Consider the following 19,667-nt stretch of genomic DNA (forward strand, 5'->3'; position numbering starts at 1 on the left):
ACGACCCACCGAAACGCGACCAACCGAAACAGGAGAAGAAGTTGACCACCGACGGGACGACGATGACCGGCGACGACGGAAACGCGACCGCGGGCGGACGCGCCGCGGACGAGCGGCGGCCGCCGGCCGTCGTGGAAGAGAGCTTGCGCCGCTGCGCCGGGGTGCGCGACGCGTACGCCGCGTACGTGCCGACGCACGGGGGCGACGTCGTCGTCGCCTGGGCCGCCACGGACGACGGCGATGCCGCGCGAGCGGCGCACGACCGGATCGCGGGCCCGGGCGAACTGGAGCCGCGCCACATTCCCGCGGTGATCGTCCCCGTGGCGGCGATCCCCCGGGACGGGGCCGGCGCCGTGGTGGCCGGGGATTTGCCGGAACCCGCCGGCACGCCTACCGGGACCATCGATCCGCCGGCCGGCGACGCGGAAACCCGGGTCGCCGAGGCCGCGGGGGCCGCCACCGGCGTGCGATTCATCGGGCGGAACGACAACCTTTTCGCGTTGGGGCTCGACAGCGTGCGGGCCATCTCCATGGCCGCTGCACTGGGCCGAGACGGGATCGCGGTGACCCCGCGCCGGATCCTGGAGGATCCCACGGTCGCCGGAATCGCCGCCTGCGCGGGGGAACCGGAACGTGCGGCGACGCCGGCATCGGACACCGCGGTATCCGGTCTGGACGAGGACCAGCTGGCCGCGCTGTTGGCGGACGACCGGGACGCCGGGGATCCGTCGGAAAGCCCCCGATGAGCCGGGGCGGAGGCGAGCCGGCGGCGCTCGTCGTATGCGTGACCCCGGGGCCCGGGCAACGGGATATCGACCCCTCGGGGTGGCTGCCGGATCTCCGGCGGCTGAGCACCGCGTGGCTGACCGGTTCCGCGGACGCGGTGTCGGGGTGGGCGTCGGTCGACGCGGGACGACCGCAGCCGGGTGCCGCGGACGTGCTCCTGGTCGTCGGCGCCACCCCCGCCGCGGTGTGGGCCGAGACGAGCCGGCTTCTGCCGGGGATGCCGCCCCACCCGGACGGGAGGTTGGTCCGGCGCGACCCCGGCACCGGTCCCCGGGACGTCGCCCGATTGCCGGTTTCCGACGGCACCCGGGCGGACGCCCTGCGGAAACGCCTCGCGCGCGCGGCGCGCGGCGACGCCCCCGCGCAGAGTCCCGCGGTGGACTCCGTCGAGGCAACGGACGGCGCGGAACCGTCATGGGCGACGGTCGTCGACTCCCAGTGGGGACTCGACGGCGTCCCCGGGACGGTGCTGCACGCGACGTTCGGCCCCGCGGCGGGGGTGCCGATGGCCATCCGGAGGGACACCCACCACCAGTGGGTCATCGACTACGCCACCCGGTATTTCACCGCCGAACAAGCGCTGCAGTGGGTGGAGCCGCTGATGACAGGGAACGAATGCCGTCCGTCGGCCCGGGGGATGGCGGAGCAGGTCCGGGAGGCCCTCCAATCGGAGGAGGGCCGCATCCTGCTCGCCGACGACGACGCCCGCCTGACCCCGGCGGAGGTGGACCGGGCCACCGCCTCCCTGGCCGCGCGGTTGCGCGCCGAGGGGGTCCGGCCGGGCGACCCGGTCCTGGTCCACGTGCGGCGCGGGGCCGGCGCCGTCATCGCGTGCATCGCGCTGCTGCGCGCCGGCGCGGTCTACGTGCCGGTCGACGCCGCGTTGCCGCCGCGGCGCGCGAACCTCATCCGGCGGCTGAGCGGCGCACGGGTCATCGTCGGCGAACCGATCGGGGATGCGGAACCGGTGGACGCCGGGGCGCCCGCCGGGGGCGGGCCGCGGGACACCCCCGTCATCCCCCTCGATCCGGAGGAGTGGGATGCGCGGGACGGGCGGGCCGAAACAGCCGCGCCAACCCGGCCCGGCGACGGCGGCTGGCACCGGTGGAGACCGGACGAATGCCCGTACCTCCTGTTCACGTCCGGGTCGACCGGCGCGCCGAAGGGCGTGGCGATGTCGTACCGCTGCATCGACGCCCTGGTCGCCCGGCACCGCGAACGCCCCCGCAGGCTGCCGCGCCCGCGGGTCGCGCAGTTCGCGTCGACGGGGTTCGACGTGTCCTACCAGGAGATCATGTGCACCCTCGCGGAAGGCGGCGAAATCCGGGTTGTCCCGGAACCCGTGCGCCGGGATGCCGCGGCGCTGTGCGCGTGGATCATCGCCAACCGGGTGGACACGCTCTACAGCCCGGCGGTGATGCTGCGGGAACTCGCCGCCGCCGCGACCGCGGAGGGGAGTTCCCCGTTCACCCTCCGGAGGCTCATCCACGCGGGCGAGCCGCTGCTCGCCAACGACGATCTGACCGCGATGCTCCGCGCGCTCCCGGGAATCGTGGTGCACAACCAGTACGGGCCCACCGAAACGCACGTGGTCACGGAGAACGTGCTGGACGCCGCCCGGATCGAACCCGGGCCGGTCGGGCTCGGCCGCGCCCTCGGCGAGGGCTGGGTGACCGTGCTCGACGAGCGGCTGCGCCCGGTCGCGCCGGGTGAGATGGGGGAGCTGCACGTCCGGTCGCCCCACCACGCACTCGGGTATTGGGGCGACGCCGTCCGCACGGCGCTGGCGTTCATCCCCGATCCGGCGGTCCCCGGCGGACGCCTGTACCGCACGGGCGACCTGGTGCGGGCGGACGCGGACGGGGCGATCACGTTCGTCGGCCGGGCCGACGACCAGGTGAAGATCCGGGGCCACCGCGTCGAACCGGGCGAGGTCAGCGCCGCCATCGACGGTATCCCGGGCGTGCGCCAGGTGGTGACGGTCGCGTGCGGCGGGGCCCCGGGCGAGGACGCGTGGCTGCGCGCCCGGGTGGAGGCGGCGCCGACGGTGACGGAGGAATCGATCCGCGCCCACCTCGTCGACCGGCTGCCCGGGTACGCCGTACCGCGCGAGATCGTCGTCGCCGGCTCCCTGCCGCGCACGGACAGCGGAAAACTCAGCCGCACCGCGGACGTCGGGCACCGGATCCCCGGCCGGCGGCCCGGCGCGGGTGCGCCGGGCGCGGTCGACGAGTCGCCGGTGCGCGCCGCCTGGGCCGAGGCTCTGGACTGCGATCCGCGGGATCCCCGGGATTTCGTGTCGTTGGGCGGGGATTCCCTGACCGCGATGCGGCTGGCGCGTCGCCTCCGGCTCATCACGGGCTGGGAGGTGGGCGTCGCCGACGTGTTGGGCGGCACCGCCGACGAGTTGGCGCGACTGCTGGACGGCGAGCGCGGCGGAGCCAGCGGGTGCGGCGGGTGCGGAGACACCGCCGAATCGTTCCCGATTCTCCCTGCCCAGGGGGATCCCCACGCCCCGTTCGCGCTGCTGGATCAGCAGCAGGCCTACCTCATCGGCCGGGACGGAGATCTCGGTGGCGGCGAAGTGTCGTGCCACCTGTACCTGGAGTACACCGGCCGACGGTCCGACGTGGACGTCCCGCGCCTGATCCGGGCGCTGCATCAGGTGCTGGCGCGGCACCCGATGTGCGCCGCGGCCATCGACCCCGGGACGGGCATGCAGAGGCTGACGCCCGGGGCGCCGCACCTCGAGGTGCCGATCGTCGACGCCGGCGACGCGGCGGCCGAGGCCGCGCGGATCCGCCGGCGGATGGCCGTGTCGGTCCGCGATCCGCTCCGGCCCCCGCTGCTGGAGGTCGTCGTGGTCCGGGACGATTCCGAGGTGCGGACGTGCGTGGACGTCGACGCGCTCATCGCCGACGCCCGCAGCATCCACCTCCTCCTCGGGGAATGGGACGAGGCCTACGCGACCGGCCGCATCGCGGGGCCACCGCCGCGGACCACGTTCCGCGACTACGTGGAGTCCCATCGGCGGTGGCTCGACGGGGCGGGGGAGGAGGCCCGCGCCGCCGACCGCGCCTACTGGTCGACGGCCGTGGCCGATCTTCCCCCGCCACCCCAGTTGCCCCGGGAATCGGGCGCCGGCGACGCGGGGATGTTCCGGCACCGGCGGCACGACCTCCCCGCCGACATGTGGGCACGGGTGGCGCGGCATGCGCGGGAGCGGGGGCTGACGCCGTCGACGGTGCTGCTGGCCGCCTACTCCTGCGCGTTGGCGAACTGGTCCGCCCACCGCCGGTTCACGCTGAACGTCCCCCGTTTCGGGCGGGCCGGCGAGGCCCCCGATCTCGACGCGATCGTCGGCGAATTCGCCTCGTTCACGCTGCTCGACGCGGACCTCCGGGACGACGCCTCCTTCCACGCCATCGCGCGGCGCCTCCAGCGGAGGCTGCACCGCGATCTGTCGCACACCTCCGTCTCGGGCATGGAGGTCGTCCGCGAGTTGTTCCGCCAGCGGGGCACGTCGGATGAACCCGTCGCCCCGGTGGTGTTCACCAGCGAGCTCGGCATCGGCGGCGATCTGTCGTCGCTCGCCGGCGGCGCCATGTCCCAGGAATGGGCGATCAGCCAGACCCCGCAGGTCGCTCTCGATCTCCAGGTCGCCGACCACGGGGAGTCGGTCGCCCTCCGCTTCGACGTCCTCGACGCGGCCATCCCGGACGACGTCGTCGACGGAATCTGGGGGAACCTGCTGGATCAGGTCCATCGGCTTGCCGACGCCGCGGCGTGGCTGTCCCCGCCCGCCCCCGCGGCGCGGGCCCGTGCGCTCCGCGACCGCGGGGACGCGGGCCCGCCGGAGCGGTGCGCCGAACCCCTCACCGCCTGGATCGACCGGCGTGCCGACGGGGACGACCCGTGGTGCATCGCCGGCGACGGCGCCGTCACCTACCGGCAACTGGCGGGCCGGGTGTCCGCGGGGATCCGGGGGCTGGCCGGGAGGGGCGTCGCGGACGGGGCCCCTGTCGCCGTCGCGGTGGCCGATCGGTGCGAGGCGGTGATCGCCTCGCTGACGGTGAGCCACGGCGGTTGGTGCGTCGTCCCGCTGGATCCGTCGTCGCCGCCGGCGCGAATCCGGGAACTCGTCGACCTGGCCGGGGCGACGCTGCTCATCACCGACCGGGGCGATTGCGCCGACGCCGCACCGGTCGTCGTCACGCCGCGGGAAATCGCCCGCGCCGGCGGCGCCCCCGCCGCGGCGACCCCGGCGACGCGGTCGGCGGGCGAATGCGCCGCGATCCTCTTCACCGGCGGATCGACGGGGCGCCCCAAAGGCGTCCGGGTGCCGCGGGAAGGCCTCGAGGCCTGCGTGGCCGCCACCGTCGCGATGTGCGGCCTCCGCGCCGGCGACCGTTCGCTGCTGCTCGCGCAGCCCCACCACGACATGTCCATCCTGGACGTGTACGTGATGGGCGCAGTCGGCGGCGCCGTCATCGCCCCGGCCGATCCGGACGGGGCCGAATGGGCGACCCTGGCCGAGCGGCACGGCGCGACCGTCGTCTGCGCGGTGCCGGCGGCCGTCGACCTGCTGACCGAAGGGGCGCGGGCCACCGGGGCCGCGCTCGCCGACTTGAGGATCGTGCTCACCGGCGGCGATTGGGTGGCGCCGGAGCTCGTCCGCCGGGTCCGCGACCACGCGCCCGACGCCCGAATCTGGAGCATCGGCGGGCCGACGGAGACCACCGGGTGGAACATCGCCCACCGCATCACCGGGGACATCACCCCGCCCGGATGGACGAGCGTGCCCTACGGTCGCCCCCTGCCCGGGGCGCACTACCGCATCGTCGACGAACGGGGGCACGACCGCCCCGCCGGAGTCGAGGGCGAACTCACCGTCACCGGCCCCGGCGTGATGCTCGGGTACCTCGGGCAACCCGGGGGTTCCGGGTTTTCCGCGGACTCCGCGAACTCCGCGAACTCCGTGGACTCCATGGAACGCGCGTGGGAGTGGGCGTCGCGCACCTACGCCACTGGCGACCGTGGGGCCTGGCGACCGCCGGGGCTCGTCGAATTCCGCGGACGCGCAGACCGGCAAGTGGAAATCCGCGGCCACCGCGTCGAACCCGCCGAAACCGAGGCCCGCATGCGCGAAATCCCCGGGGTGTCCGCCGCCGCGGTCGTGCCGCTTCCCGGCGGGTCCGGCGTCCGCGGACTGGGCGCCGCCTACGCGGGGTCCGCCCGCGAACACGACGTGCTGGATGCGCTGCGGGAGGTATTGCCGCCGTATTCGGTGCCCGGGCACCTGCTCCGGGTGGACGCCGTGCCCGTGACCCCCAGCGGGAAGACCGATCGCCGCATGGTGCACCGCCTGCTCGTCGAACGCGCCGTCGCGGCGCACGCCACGGCATCATCCGCCCCCGCGGGCCCCGGATCGGCGCATGCGGGCCCCGGCGCCGACCCCCTCGCGCTGCTCATCGCCGACATCTGGGCGGAATCATCCCGGGTGGACGCCATGGATCCCCAGGTCCCCTTCCTGCGGGCCGGCGGTGATTCGTTGGGCGCGCTGCGCGCGGTCACCGCCATGCGGGAGATCTTCGACCCCGGAATCCCGGTGACGATCCGGACCCTGCTGCACGGAGCCACCGCCGCGGACTGCGCGGCGGCGCTGCGCGCGACCCCCGATGGCCCCGAGTTCGAGTCGCTGGCCTCCGACTACATGGGGGCCGGCGCGGACGCCACCGGCCCCGACCCGAACCCGGGCACCGCCCCGAACACCGGGATGGACCCCGACACGGAAACCGACACGGACACCACGAAGGAAGCACAATTCGCATGACCCACGGAAAAACCACCGACCGCATGAGCAACCGGGCAATCGCCGACCCCGCCGACCCCGCCCGCACCGGGACGACCGCCGACGAACGTCCCGCCCCCTGGTGGCTGCTGGGGCTCAGCCTCGCGTTGCTCACGTTCTTCACCGACGACTACATCATCGCCGGCATCCTGCCCGAGGTCGCCGACGGGCTGTCCGTCCCGGAAGCCGCCGCCGGCCAGCTCGTCACCGCCTTTTCGTTGACCATGGCCGTCGGCACGCCCATCGCCGCCGTCCTGCTGGCCCGGATGTCCCGCCGGATCCTGTTCCCGGCGGCATTGGCGGTGTTCGTCCTGGCGAACCTCGGCATGACTGTGACCACGGCGTTCGCGGTGGCGATGGTGCTCCGCGTCATTTCCGCGGCCGCCGCCGCGGCCGTCCTCCCGGCCATTTTCGCCGCCGCCGCGGACCTGTCCCCGGACTCGGCGCGGGGCCGCTACCTGGCGGTGCTGTCGATGGCGGTGTCGGGCGCCGTGGCCTTCGGCGTGCCGCTCGGCGTGTGGATCGCGTCGGCCCTGAGCTGGCAGGCGACGTTCGCGGCGATGGCCGGGCTCGGGGCGGTGAGCGCCGCCGTCGTCGCCGTCACCTTCCCCGGGGCGCCCGTCCAGCCGCCGACCCCGATCCGGAAGCAGCTGGCGGTCCTCGCGCAATGGCGCATCTCGCTCGCACTCGTCGGCGGTGCCCTGTCCATCATGGGCGCGCTGACCCTCGTGACCTACGTCGCCCCGTTCCTGTCGGAAACGCTCGGCCGCGACGACATGCGGCCCCTGGCGTTCCTGGTGTTCGGCGTGGCCGCCACGCTGGGCACCGTCGCCGGCGGGTGGTCCACGGACGCGAAAGGCCCCGATCGGACCATCGTCACGGGGCTGAGCATCTACATCGCCGTGATGGCGGCGTTCTTCGTCGCATGGTGGGCCCGGCCGGTGGGGCTCGGGTGGTTCCTTCCGCTCGTCGTCGCCTGGGGAGTGTTCACCTACTGGTCGTCGTCCGCGATCCAGGTGCGCCTCCACCAGCTCGCCGGCCCCTACACCACGCAGGCGCTGGCGATGAACAGCTCGCTGGGGGCGGTCGGCGTGGCCGCCGGCGCGGGCCTCGGCGGCGTCCTCGTGGCCGCCGCGCCGCTCGGCGCCCTGCCCATCGCCGGCGCCGCGCTGTCCCTCGCCGGTCTCTTCGTGCTCCTGCGGGCGTTCGCCGGCGTCCCCGAACCGGTCGCCGGCGAAACGGACGCGGACGAAACAAGCGCGGACGAGACCAGCGGCGACGAGTCCAGCGGCGACGAGACGAGCGCGGACGGTGAGCCACCGAACCGGCGAGCACGCGACCCACACGTGCCCGACCGGCAAGCGACGAACGAGTAAGTGACCGACGAGAAAGAAGTGACGGAATGAATCCTTTCGATGATCCCGAGGGCCGCTTCATCGTGGTCGTCAACGACCGGGGCGAATACTCGCTCTGGCCGACGTTCGCCGAGGTTCCCGACGGGTGGCGGGCGCGCAGCGGTGAGCTGAGCCGAGCTGAGGCGCTGACTTTCGTCGAGCGCGCGTGGACCGACCCGCCGGGCTCCGGCCGGCGCCCCGAAGGCGGGGACGATGACTGACGCCCCCGAAATCCTCCGGCTGAGCCCGCTCCAAGTGGGGCTCGTCGCCTGGCACGACATCTTCGGCGGGGAAGAGGGGTACACCGTCGCCGCCGCGATGGACGTCGCCGGGCCGCTCGATCGCGGCGCCCTGAAGGAGGCGTGCGCGACGGTCGTCGGCAGGCACCCCCAGCTCTGCGCCCGGTTCCGGCGCCCGGAGGGGGCGGGCGCGGTCATGGCCGTCCCGCCGAAGCCCACCCTGACGTGGGCGGAACGGGAGGCCACTCCGGAGGACCTCGCGGCGGTCACCGACGAGTGCTGCCGCGGCGACTGGGATCTGGCGGGCGGGCGGACCCACCGGTTCGCCCTCATCACGGTCGGCCCCGACCGGCACCGCCTCGTCCTCGGGTTCCACCATGCAGTCATCGACGCCTGGTCGTTGGGCATCGTCGCGGAGGAGATCGCCACCGCCTACGGCTTCGGCGCCCCGGCATTGCCGCCGGCCCCCGCCCTGCGGGATTACGCGGCCTGGTTGGCCACCCAATCCGGGGAAGAAGACGCGGCATGGTGGCGCGATTATTTGGCGGGCCTCCCCGGCCCCACGGCGGTCGCCCGGGGCTCGGCCGAGGTTGTGGCGGAAACCGACGCCGACGCCGCCGACGCCGCCTCCCCGGCGCCGCGGACGACCGTGCGCGACCTGACCGACGCCGAAGGCTCCGACCTGGAGGCTGCGGCCCGGCGGCTGGGCATCACCCCGGCCGCGCTCGCCATCACCGCCTGGGGCCTCGTCGTCTCCCGGATGATCGGGGAGTCCGATTTTGTCCTCGGGGTCTCCATCGCGGGGCGGCCCGCGTCGGTCGCGGGGATCGACCGGCTCGTCGGTGCGCTCACGACGACGGTGCCCCTGCGGATCCGGCTGATCCCGGGGGAAGCCATCGGCGACGCGTGCCGCCGGGTGCACGCCGACCTCGCCGCCGTCGCGGAGCACGGCGCCCTGCCCCCGCACCTCATCGAGGAGGCGGCCGGGATCGCGGACCTGTTCGATGTGGCGGTCATCATGCACAACGTCCCCCGGCTCGACGGGCAGGCCGTGGAGCTTCCCGACGGCACCTCGTGGTCCGCGGTGGATCGCGACACCTACTCGCATTACCCGCTGGTATGCGCACCCGGCTCCGTCGGCGGCCGGTGGTACGTCGCCCTCGACGACGATCGCGGGCGACTGCCCGGGGCGTTCGACCCCGACGACGTGATCGAGCAGGTCCGGGAGGCGATCGCGTCGATCTGCGCCGACCCCGCGGGCGACTACCGCGGCCGGGGAGCCGTCCGCGAGGTCGTCGTCGCGGGCGGCGCGCAGGACGCGCACGACGCCGGCGACCCGGAACCCGGGAGGGCCGGGGGAATCGACGCGGCCGTGTGGGCCCGGGCGGCGGAAACCCCCGATGCCCTGGCGTTGTGGGCCGATGGCCGCTGGTGGACGTACTCGGAACTGGTGCGGTGGGCGCAGGGGATGGCCACCCTCCTGCGGGAGAAGGGCATCGGGCCGGGGGACCGGGTGGCGATCCGCCTGCCCCGCCGCGCCGAATACATCGGGAGCCTGTTGGCCGTGCTGCGGGCGGGCGCCGTCGCGGTCCCCGTCGACCCGGCGGCGCCGAGCGAGCGGAGCCGACTCATCCTCCAGCGCGGCGGGGTGCGGGCCGTGATCGGGGATGGCGCCGAGGGCCGGGACGACGGAGCCCGCGATGGAGCCGAAGCCGGGGTACGGCGGATTGTCCCCGTGGCCGTATCCGACGTCGAACCGGACGAGACGGTGGGCGAGCCGAGGAACCGGGCCGCCCACGACGACCCGGCCTACGTGGTGTTCACGTCCGGTTCGACCGGGGTGCCGAAGGGGGTCGTCGCCACGCACGGCGGCATCCTCGCACTGCACCGGAACCATGCCCTGCGGATCTACGGGTCCGTGGAGCCCCGGCACGGCCGGCTCCGCGTGGCGCACGTCTGGTCTTTCGCCTTCGACGCCGCATGGCAACCGCAGCTGGCGCTTCTCTCCGGGCACGAGCTCGTGCTTCTCGACGAGGAGACGCGCCGCGACCCGGACCGCGTGGTCTCCATCCTGAGGGACCTGGAGGTCGACATGATCGACACGTCGCCCTCCATGCTGAAGCCGCTGCGCCGGGCCGGGCTCCTCGAACGCGGGGGCCTGCAGATCCTCGCGCTCGGCAGCGAGGACATTTCCCCCGACGTGTGGGACGACCTGGCCGCGTGCGAATCCGTCGCCGTGCACAACTTCTACGGCCCGACTGAAACGACGGTCGAGGTGACCTCGGCGCGCGTGACCCCGGGCAGCCGGCCGATGATCGGCGAACCCGCGATCGGCACGCGCGCCTACGTCCTCGGCGCGGATTTCTCCTCCGTCCCCGCCGGCTGGCCGGGGGAGCTCTACGTCGGCGGGCCGCAGGTCGCCCACGGGTACATGGGCGACGCGCCCTTGACCGCCGCGCATTTCGTCGCCGAACCGGGGCACCCGGGGCGGCGGATGTACCGCACGGGCGACATCGTCAGGCTGACCGACGGCGAGGGCGGCCTCACCTACCTGGGGCGCGCCGACCGGCAGGTCAAGGTCCGCGGTCACCGCATCGAACTCGGGGAAATCGAGGCCGGGCTGCGCAGGTGCGGCGGCGTCGAGGATGCCGCGGTGACCACGGTGGACGACGCACTCGGCACGCGCGTCGTCGCGGTCGTGGTCGGCGACGCCGAGCCCGGGGAAATCCGCGACCGGGCGCGGAAAATACTGCCCCGGTACCTGGTGCCGGACAGGATCCTCGTCGTCGACGCCATCCCCCTCGACGCCAACGGGAAGACGCGGATCCGCGAGTTGGCCGCGGAACCCGGCGACGACGATCCCGGTCGGCGGGAACCCGTGACCGTGGCACAGCGCATCGTCGCCGACGCGATCCGCTCGCTGTGCGGCATCGAATCGGTGGGGCTGGACGACGAACTGCGTGCGATGGGAATCGACAGCATCTCGGTCGCCTCCCTCATCGCGGAGCTCCGCCGCCGCGGCGCGGCCATCACCATCCGCGAAGCATGGGAAGCTTCGACGGTCGAGGACCTCGCCCGACGTTTGTCCGGGCGATTCACCTCGGAGAACGGTGACCGCGGGGAACCCGGCGACGTGTCGACGGCCGTCGCCGGCCCCCTCCCCGCGACCGCCGTCGACGGCCCGATGCTGCGGTGGATCCGCCGACGCGGCGAGTGGAAGAGTTACGCGCTCCTGCTCCCGCTGCGCATTACGGATTCGGTGACGCCGGAGCGGGTGCGCGGCGCCCTGGTCGCGGTGGCGCGGGCCCATCCCGCGCTGGCGTCGCGCTGGATCCCCCGCGACGACGGGACATGGGAGGTGATCCCCTGCTCCCCGCGCGTCGCCGTGTCAGTTCATCCGGAGCTCGCCGGGGAGAACATCGGCGATGCGGCGCGGAAGGCTCTCGCGGACCTCGACCCGGGAGAGGGCGTGCTCCTGTCCGCCGCGGTGCCGGCTGAGCCCGATGCCGCGACCGTCGTCGTCTGCATCCATCATCTCGCCTGCGATTCCTTTTCCTTGCGGGTGATCCTCGAGGATCTGCGGACCGTGTGGGATCAGCCCGGCGAAACCCCGCCCGAGGAGCCGGCGACCCCGTTCGAATGGGAGGAGTGGCGCCGGTTCCCCGTGCCCGGGGCCGACGAGTACTGGGAATCGGTCCTGGGGCGTCTGACCACGCTGCCCCGCGACGCGGCACCGGCGACCTACGGCGAAACGAGGACGAAGGGAACGATAGTCCCCATCACCGCAGATCAGGCCCGGGTATGCGGCGAAAACGTCGTCCTCGCCGCCTACGCCTGCGCGTGGGCCGAGACGATGGGGGACACGGAGCCGGCGCCCGTGTCGGTGATCCTCGAGGAGCACGGCCGGCGCGCGACGCGATCGCCGATTGACGAAAGGCCCCCGGTCGACGAAAGACCCCCGATGGACGGACGTTCGTCCCCCGGGCCGCGGTCTCGCGGCCAGGTGCCGGACGTCGGCCGCACGGTCGGTTGGTTGAGCACCCTCTTCCCGCACGTCATCGGCGGGCAGGAGCCGCCGACGCCGGCCGAGCTGCAATCGCCGGGCACGGTGGCCAACTGGTTGGGCGCCGTGGCGCGCGCCAGGGACGCCGTCGGCGACTACGGGCCCGCGGCCTGGACGAAAGGCGCGCTCGCGGACGACGGCGGCTGGGCCCCGGCGGACTCGCTCGTCGTGTTCCTCGGCCACACTTCCAGCGCCCTGGGCGGCGGAGGGACCGTATCGGCGTCGACCGCCCCCGCCACCGCGGCGGCGCTGCCGACGGAGACCGCGCCGGGCATGGTCTGCCCGCACGCCGTCGAGCTCAGCGTGGGCGTCGACGTCCGCGCCGATGGCGCGGCGTTGTCGACCGTGTGGCGATGGCAGCCCACGATCGCCGATGACGTGGCGGAAGAACTGCGAAATGCGTTCCATCGCGCGGTCGCGCTGCTGTCCGGGGATTCGGGGGGCGGAGCCTGATGCACGTCGGCATGCACGTCGACGTCCCCGGCGGAGCCCTGCACGTCGCCGTCGACGGGGAGGGCCCGCCCGTCGTCATGCTGATGGGCGCCGGGGCGCCCGGGCGGGTGTGGCAGGCCCATCACGCCCCGGCCCTCCGGGCGCTCGGGTACTCGACGTGGGTCGTGGACTGGCGCGGCACGGGGCGAAGCTCGCCGTGGGCCGCCGGATATTCCTGGGCCGACTGCGTGGACGACGTCGACGCGGTGCTCGGGGAAATCGGGCCCGGGCCGGCCGCGATCGTGGGTACGTCGATGGGCGCCCGCGTCGCCGTCCACCTCGCCGAGCGCAGGCCCGACGACGTGGCGGCGCTGGTGCTGCTGGCGTTGGGCGATGAGCCCGGCCCTGCCGGGGAACTGTACGCTCGGGCCGTCGCCCGGTACTCCGGGGAAGCCGGGCATGCGGGGCAGGCAGGGCATGCCGGACGCGACCGCGACGTGTGGGCCGCGATCCAGGCTCTCGCGCTGTCGCCGGCGACGCTGCGGGATCCGGTCCGGGGCCGCGATTTCGTCGACATGCTGACGATTTCGGAACCCCCGCGCGGTGCCTCCGCCCATTTCGGTTCGGCCATCGGCGCGGAACCCGTGGCGCGGGCCGCGGCACGGGTTCGGTGCCCCGCGCATGTGGTGGCCTTCGCCGACGACATCATCGCCCCGGTGGGCGCGGTGTCGCGGCTGGCCGCGGCATTTCCGCGGGGGACGCTCCGCACAGTGCCCGACGCCGGCCATCTCGGCTATCTCGAACAAGAGGAGGCCACGGCGGCGGTTATCGCGGACGCCCTCGCCGGGACGTTCCCGGTGCGGGGCCCGGCCCATCGGGAAGCGGCTGCCCGGGGATGACCCCGGGGCCGGGGCGGGCGCCGGGAACTCAGGATTCGATTTCCGACATGAAGGTGTCCCACACCTGGGGCAGGCCTTCGACGGTCGTCGGGTCCTCGCCGGCGGCGATGGCCGCGAGGTCGACCGCGGTGCCGAAGAACGAGAACGGCGTCGCGACGAACCAGAGTTCGCCGAGCGTCCGGATCCTCGTGCCCGTGAGGGATGACGCGGTGGGCAACTCGAACAGGGCGTCGGCGGTGTAGTACGTGCCCTCCGGGGCAACGATGAGGTCGGCGTCCTGCTCCGGGATCAGTTCGGGGGACAGGTCGACCCAGGCGGTGCCGGCGTCGCGCTTTTGGAACTCCGGGCGGTCGAAACCGGCGTCGGCGATGAGCGTCGAGCTCGGTGCGCCCGGCGGCATGGTGAAGTTCATGGTGCCGAAGGTGTTGCCGAGCAGCGACAGGGTGCGGCCGTCGGACTTCTTCCCGGCCTCGTCGAGGCGCTTCTGGATGGCCGCGATTTGCCTGGCGACGCGCTCCTCGTCGGCGCCGAGCAACTCCCCGTTCCTCTCCGTCAGTTCCCTCCAGTCGCCCGTGATGGGGAGCACGACGGTCGGGGCGATCTCCGACAGCTTGTCGAACTGCAGGCCGGTGGGGCCCTCGGGGCCGGTGCCCAGGAGCATGTCGGGTTCCAGCGCGTCGACTTCCTCCAGCGGCGGCAGTTCGACGGTCCCGACCTCGCGGAGCTCGACCCCGGCGCCCCTGAGGATCGCGTCGGCTCCTACGTCGGATGCCGAGGTGTAGACGATGGCGGGCCGCAGGCCCGCGGCGAGTGCGGCGATGCCGGCGTTTTCGTCGAAAGCGACGAGCATGGCCGGCTCGGTCGGGACGGTCGCCTCGCCCACTTCGTGGGTCACCGTGCGGGTGGTGCTCGAATCGGTTGCGCCTGTGGTTTCCGTCTCCGCGGAGCAACCTGCGAAAAAGAGGGCGGTGGCGGCGCCGCATGCCATGGCGAGGCGGGCGACTTTTCGGTTCATGAAGTTTTCCTTGATGTCGGTTGAACGGTGGCGGGCTGAAAGAACGGAACTCGGCCGGTGAGGTAAGCGTCACCTTAATTAAATGTGAAAGGCATTGCTAAGGTGGGGGTGGCGGGCCCGCCGCGCCACCCCCGCGTCACCGCCGCGCCACCGCCGGGTCTCCGGGTGCGGCCCCGCCCGGCGGCTCTGAGGTCGCCCTTACCGGAGATCCCACCATGAGGGGGCCGCGGCCCGCCCGTACTGCTAGACTCACAGAGTCCAATAACGTCCACTATCAGCACACCCGCGCGCGCGGACGCCCCGGTACCACCCGGGGCGGCTCCGCCCCGGCGCCCCGACCACCGCAAACGCCCACCGGCGCGCGGCGGGGGTCGTCGTAAAGCGGGTTCAGGAGGATGCACGTGCCTTCCGGTTTCCTGGCGGCCCTGCGTGACCCCGACCTGCGGAAGAAGATCCTGTTCACACTGGGCATGATCATTCTGTACCGCATCGGCGCGCAGATCCCCACCCCGGGCGTCGACTACCAGACGGTGGCGGCACGCCTTGAGCAGATCACGCAGGACCAGTCCAGCGTGTACTCGCTCATCAACTTGTTCTCGGGCGGCGCCCTGCTGCAGATGGCCATCTTCGGCATCGGCATCATGCCGTACATCACCGCGTCCATCATCGTGCAGCTGTTGACGGTGGTGATCCCGCACTTCGAGCAGCTGAAGAAGGAAGGCCAATCCGGCCAGGCCAAGATGACGCAGTACACGCGCTATCTGACGGTCGCCCTGGCGCTGCTGCAGTCGTCCGGCATTGTGGCCATGGCCGACCGCGGCGCTCTGCTCGGCGGCAACCAGTCGCTGCTGGTCGAGGGGGCGGGCCTGTTTGACATGGTCGTCATGGTCCTGGTGCTCACCTCGGGTGCGGTGCTGGTGATGTGGTTCGGTGAGCTCATCACCGACCGCGGCGTCGGCAACGGCATGTCCCTGCTCATCTTCGCCGGCATCGCCGCGCAGATGCCCGCCGAGGGCGCCAACATCCTGCAGTCCGCCGGCGGCCTGGTGTTCGCCACGGTGATGGCCGCGGTGCTGGTGCTCGTCGTCGGCGTCATCTTCATCGAGCAGGGTCAGCGCCGCATTCCGGTGCAGTACGCCAAGCGGATGGTCGGTCGCCGCCAGTACGGCGGGTCGTCGACGTACCTGCCGCTGAAGGTCAACCAGGCCGGCGTCATCCCGGTCATCTTCGCCTCGTCGCTGATTTACGTGCCGGTGCTGATCACGCAGATCGTGCAGTCCGGGCAGGACAATCCGTCGCAGGACAACTGGTGGCAGCGCAACGTCATCCAGTACCTGCTGTCCCCGTCGAGCTGGCAGTACATCGTGCTGTTCTTCGCCATGATCGTGTTCTTCTCGTACTTCTACACCTCGGTGCAGTACGACCCGAACGATCAGGCGGAGAACATGAAGAAGTACGGCGGCTTCATCCCGGGCTTCCGCCCCGGCCGCCCGACCGCCGAGTACCTCGGCTACGTCATCACCCGCCTGCTGGCGGTCGGCTCCCTGTACCTGGCGCTCATCGCGGTGCTGCCGAACTTCATGCTCGATCTGGGCATCGGCGGCTCCCAGGGCGGCATGTCCGGCGGTATGTTCGGTGGTACGGCTCTGCTGATTCTCGTGTCCGTCGCGCTGACCACCGTGAAGCAGATCGAAAGCCAGCTCATGCAACGCAACTATGAAGGGTTCCTGAAGTAATGCGACTCGTTCTCCTTGGTCCCCCCGGTGCCGGCAAGGGCACCCAGGCCGCCATTCTCTCCGAGAAGCTCGGCGTCCCCCACATTTCCACCGGCGATCTGTTCCGCGCGAACATTGGCGAGGGCACGCCGCTGGGCCTCGAGGCGAAGTCCTACATGGACGCCGGCAACCTGGTTCCCGACGACGTGACCGTCCGCATGGTCGAGTCCCGTCTGGCGGAGGACGACGCGAAGGCCGGTTTCCTGCTCGACGGTTTCCCCCGCACGGTTCCGCAGGCCGATGAGCTGGAGCGCATCCTGAAGGGTCTGGGCCTGAAGCTCGACGGCGTCGTGCAGTTCGACGTGTCGGAGGATGTCGTGGTGGAGCGCATGCTCGCCCGCGGTCGCGCCGACGACACCGAGGAGGTCATCCGCAACCGGATGCAGGTCTACGCCCGCGAGACCGCGCCGCTGCTGGACCACTACTCGGACATGGTCATCAGGATCAAGGCCGAGGCTTCGGTGGAGGAGATCAACGCGGCGACGATGGCCGAGCTGGACAAGCTGAAGTAGGTCCCTTCCGGCGGTGCCGGGGCCCGGCGTCCCGGTGCTGCTTGACGACGACCCGGCGTGCGCGATGTGTCGCGTGCGCCGGTTTTTCATGCCCGGGTGGCGCCGTGGCGTGGGCGTGGGCGTGGTTTGTCGCGGGGCGGGGTAGTCTGGCCGATCGTGATCAGAATTCGACGCAAGCGCCCCTCCGTCCCCGCGAAGTCGCCCGCCGAGCTCGACGCCATGCAGGCCGCCGGCGAGATCGTCGGTCGCGCGTTGACGGCGGTGCGGGATGCGGCGGCGCCGGGCGTGACGACGCAGGATCTCAACGACATCGCCCACGAGGTCATCACGTCGGCGGGCGCGGTGCCGTCGTTTCTCGGGTACGAGGGTTTTCCGGCGTCGGTGTGCGCGTCGGTCAACGAGGTCATCGTCCACGGCATTCCCTCCCGTGAGCGGGTGCTGCGGGAGGGGGATCTCGTGTCGATCGATTGCGGTGCGGTCCTCGACGGCTGGCACGGCGATTCGGCGTTGACGTTCGGCGTCGGCACGCTGGCCGAGGACTGGGAGAAGCTCAACATCGCCACGTCCGAGGTTCTGGAGGCCGGCATCGCGGCGATGGTCCCCGGTGCGCGTCTGACCGACATCTCCCATGCGCTGGAGCGGGCGACGCGCGCGGCGGAGCGGCGTCACGGCATCGAATTGGGCATCGTCGACGGTTACGGGGGCCACGGCATCGGCCGTGAAATGCACATGGACCCGTTCCTCGCCAACGAGGGCAAGCCGGGCAAGGGCCCGGTCATCCAGGAGGGGTCGGTGCTCGCCATCGAGCCGATGCTCATCCTCGGCGGCGAGTGGGGATCGGACGAGCTCGACGACGGGTGGACCGTGGTCACCGCCGACGGTCAGCCGGCGTCGCACTGGGAGCACACCGTGGCGGCGACGGCCGAGGGCCCGCGCATTCTCACCCCGCGGCCGTAGCCGCCGGATCGCCGCGCCCGTAGCCCCGGACTCACAGGGGCAGCGGTGAAGGGTGCTCACCGGGTCTTTTCCCGGTTTTCGGGATAGGATGTCCCCCATGTCCGATTCTTTCTGGGAGTTGGCGATCGTCGCGTCGGACGCTCCCGCGGCGGCGATCCGACACCGGGGCAAGGTCACGCCGCTGGGCACCGGAAACCTGCCGGAGCTCATCGCGAAGGCCGCCGAACGCACCCCCACGACGGAACCCGCCACGCTCGTCCTCGTCCATCCGCGGTCGATGACCGTCGAGGTCATCGGCGGCTGGTTCGCGATGCTGTCCGAACTCGGCGTGCATTCCGGCACCGTGCGCACCGTCGCCGACACCGAAGTGCTGGCCACCGCCCGCTTCGGGGAAGGCGACTCCCGCGAGGTCATCGTCGGCGACGTATTCTCCGGCGAGGTCTACGGCCGCAGGGGAGCGACCGCGGGCTCCCATGAGCCGCTGGCCGTCGCCATGCCGCGGATGGTCACCGAGGCCGGCGCCCTGAAGACGTGGCCCGTGCTGGTCGGCAACGAATCCGGGTTCCAGCGGTACATGCCGCAGCTCGAGGGCAGCCACATCCGACCGGCGGCGTGCACCACCGAGATGCTCGCCGTCGGTGCCCTGGACCCGGATCGGCTGCGCACGATGATGGGCATGGAATCCCGTCGTCGCGCCGAACGGCGGGCGGCGCGGCAGGACGCGGCCCCCGCCCGGTCGAAGATCCCCTGGTGGTGGTCGCTTCGGCGGCCGGTCTTCGCGGCGCTGGCGGTCCTCGTCGCCGTGGTCGGCGTGATCGTCGCCTTCGACGGCTTCGAGGGGTCCGATCCCGACGCCACGGTCGATGAGGTCCTCGGCCCCGCGGCAGGCGGGGGCGCCGCGGGAGACGACGACTCCGGCCGTGATCCGGCGACGGTGCCCGCCGCCGCCGGCCCGGAGACCCGGTCGGCACCCGAGCCCGTCGCACAGGGAGCGGACATTCCCTCGGCCGTCGGGTACTACTTCGACCTCTTCGACCCGGTGCCGCTGTTTTCCTCGCTGAACAACTGCTTCGACGGCGAAGGGCGCAAGTACGAGAAGCTCTCGCTCTACTGCGCCGGACGCGGCCGGGAGCTCAACGACTTCGCGGCGGCCAACGGCCTGCCGGAGCTCGCCCGGCCCGACGCCCACGTGTCCATCCACTTCGACACCCGCAACACGCTGCCCGGTCCGGTCTCCCATCACCACGAGTGCCTCATCGACTACCAATATCCCCGCGACGACGCGGTCGACGGTGCCTGGGTGGAGGTCAGCGAACCCTGCGACCCCGACGATGAACGCTACGAGGGCCCGTGGCCCGAGGACGAGCAGGCCGACATCACCATCCACGACGTCCGGTACGTGTACGAAACCGATGAGGGCGAGCACCACCCGGTCATCAGGATCTACGGGTTGAAGGACCTCGCCGCCGTCGACGCGATCCTCGAGCACCTCGGCGTGGTGAAGTAACCCGGCGGACGCGTATCCGAACGGCCGTCGCAAAGCACCGCGGGACCCTGCTTTGCGACGCCGACCGCCGACCCCGCCACCCCGCATCGGAACCCGGAGAACCCGCATTCGCACACGGCGAAAAGGGTGACCGGTGCACGGGACCGCCGAATACCTGAAGTAACCTCAGGTACGTTGACCACGCTCGAGTGCGGCCCACGCGCCCACGCCCGAGCGCCGCCACCGCAGCCGCCGTGC

11 protein-coding genes are annotated in these 19,667 nt (G+C 72.5%); 10 read left to right on the forward strand and 1 reads right to left on the reverse strand.

Annotation, left to right across the window (positions count from 1 at the left end):
• The first annotated feature begins 41 nt into the window (after positions 1 to 41).
• From CFREN_RS01760 to CFREN_RS01785, 6 genes are read left to right on the forward strand one after another with little or no spacing between them, the layout of a single operon-like run.
• Positions 42 to 746 (forward strand): phosphopantetheine-binding protein, encoded by a 705-nt coding sequence (locus tag CFREN_RS01760; protein WP_070519156.1) that lies wholly within the window; start codon positions 42 to 44, stop codon positions 744 to 746.
• On the forward strand, positions 743 to 6,619 hold the full coding sequence (locus tag CFREN_RS01765) for a non-ribosomal peptide synthetase (protein ID WP_070519155.1): 5,877 nt from the start codon (positions 743 to 745) through the stop codon (positions 6,617 to 6,619). The genes CFREN_RS01760 and CFREN_RS01765 overlap by 4 nt, the downstream gene beginning before the upstream one ends.
• On the forward strand, positions 6,616 to 8,013 hold the full coding sequence (locus tag CFREN_RS01770; protein WP_070519153.1) for an MFS transporter: 1,398 nt from the start codon (positions 6,616 to 6,618) through the stop codon (positions 8,011 to 8,013). Before CFREN_RS01765 ends, CFREN_RS01770 begins: the two co-directional genes overlap by 4 nt.
• 26 nt (positions 8,014 to 8,039) lie before the next feature.
• Positions 8,040 to 8,252 carry an MbtH family protein gene (locus CFREN_RS01775; protein ID WP_070519151.1) on the forward strand — a complete coding sequence of 71 codons (213 nt, stop codon included), beginning with the start codon at positions 8,040 to 8,042 and terminating at the stop codon, positions 8,250 to 8,252.
• Positions 8,245 to 12,786, forward strand: coding sequence for a non-ribosomal peptide synthetase (locus CFREN_RS01780; protein WP_209654216.1), 4,542 nt, complete (start codon positions 8,245 to 8,247; stop codon positions 12,784 to 12,786). Before CFREN_RS01775 ends, CFREN_RS01780 begins: the two co-directional genes overlap by 8 nt.
• Complete coding sequence (locus tag CFREN_RS01785) at positions 12,786 to 13,664, forward strand: alpha/beta fold hydrolase (protein ID WP_209654214.1); 879 nt, start codon at positions 12,786 to 12,788, stop codon at positions 13,662 to 13,664. The genes CFREN_RS01780 and CFREN_RS01785 overlap by 1 nt, the downstream gene beginning before the upstream one ends.
• Positions 13,665 to 13,692: 28 nt before the next feature.
• Here CFREN_RS01785 and CFREN_RS01790 read toward each other — a convergent pair whose 3' ends face one another.
• On the reverse strand, positions 13,693 to 14,679 hold the full coding sequence (locus CFREN_RS01790; RefSeq protein WP_209654212.1) for an ABC transporter substrate-binding protein: 987 nt from the start codon (positions 14,677 to 14,679) through the stop codon (positions 13,693 to 13,695).
• Between the two features lie 395 nt (positions 14,680 to 15,074).
• Here CFREN_RS01790 and secY point away from each other — a divergent pair, with 395 nt between their 5' ends.
• The 4 genes from secY to CFREN_RS01810 all read left to right on the forward strand — a co-directional run bounded on the left by secY (position 15,075) and on the right by CFREN_RS01810 (position 19,430).
• Positions 15,075 to 16,415, forward strand: coding sequence for a preprotein translocase subunit SecY (secY, locus tag CFREN_RS01795; RefSeq protein WP_209654210.1), 1,341 nt, complete (start codon positions 15,075 to 15,077; stop codon positions 16,413 to 16,415).
• Positions 16,415 to 16,966, forward strand: coding sequence for an adenylate kinase (locus CFREN_RS01800; RefSeq protein WP_209654208.1), 552 nt, complete (start codon positions 16,415 to 16,417; stop codon positions 16,964 to 16,966). The genes secY and CFREN_RS01800 overlap by 1 nt, the downstream gene beginning before the upstream one ends.
• Positions 16,967 to 17,125: 159 nt before the next feature.
• On the forward strand, positions 17,126 to 17,923 hold the full coding sequence (gene map / locus CFREN_RS01805) for a type I methionyl aminopeptidase (RefSeq protein ID WP_141742905.1): 798 nt from the start codon (positions 17,126 to 17,128) through the stop codon (positions 17,921 to 17,923).
• Between the two features lie 97 nt (positions 17,924 to 18,020).
• Entirely contained in the window at positions 18,021 to 19,430 is a 1,410-nt protein-coding gene (locus CFREN_RS01810) for a hypothetical protein (RefSeq protein ID WP_070519145.1), read from the forward strand.
• Positions 19,431 to 19,667 lie beyond the last annotated feature (237 nt).

The organism is Corynebacterium freneyi (assembly GCF_030408835.1).
Lineage (GTDB): Bacteria > Actinomycetota > Actinomycetes > Mycobacteriales > Mycobacteriaceae > Corynebacterium > Corynebacterium freneyi.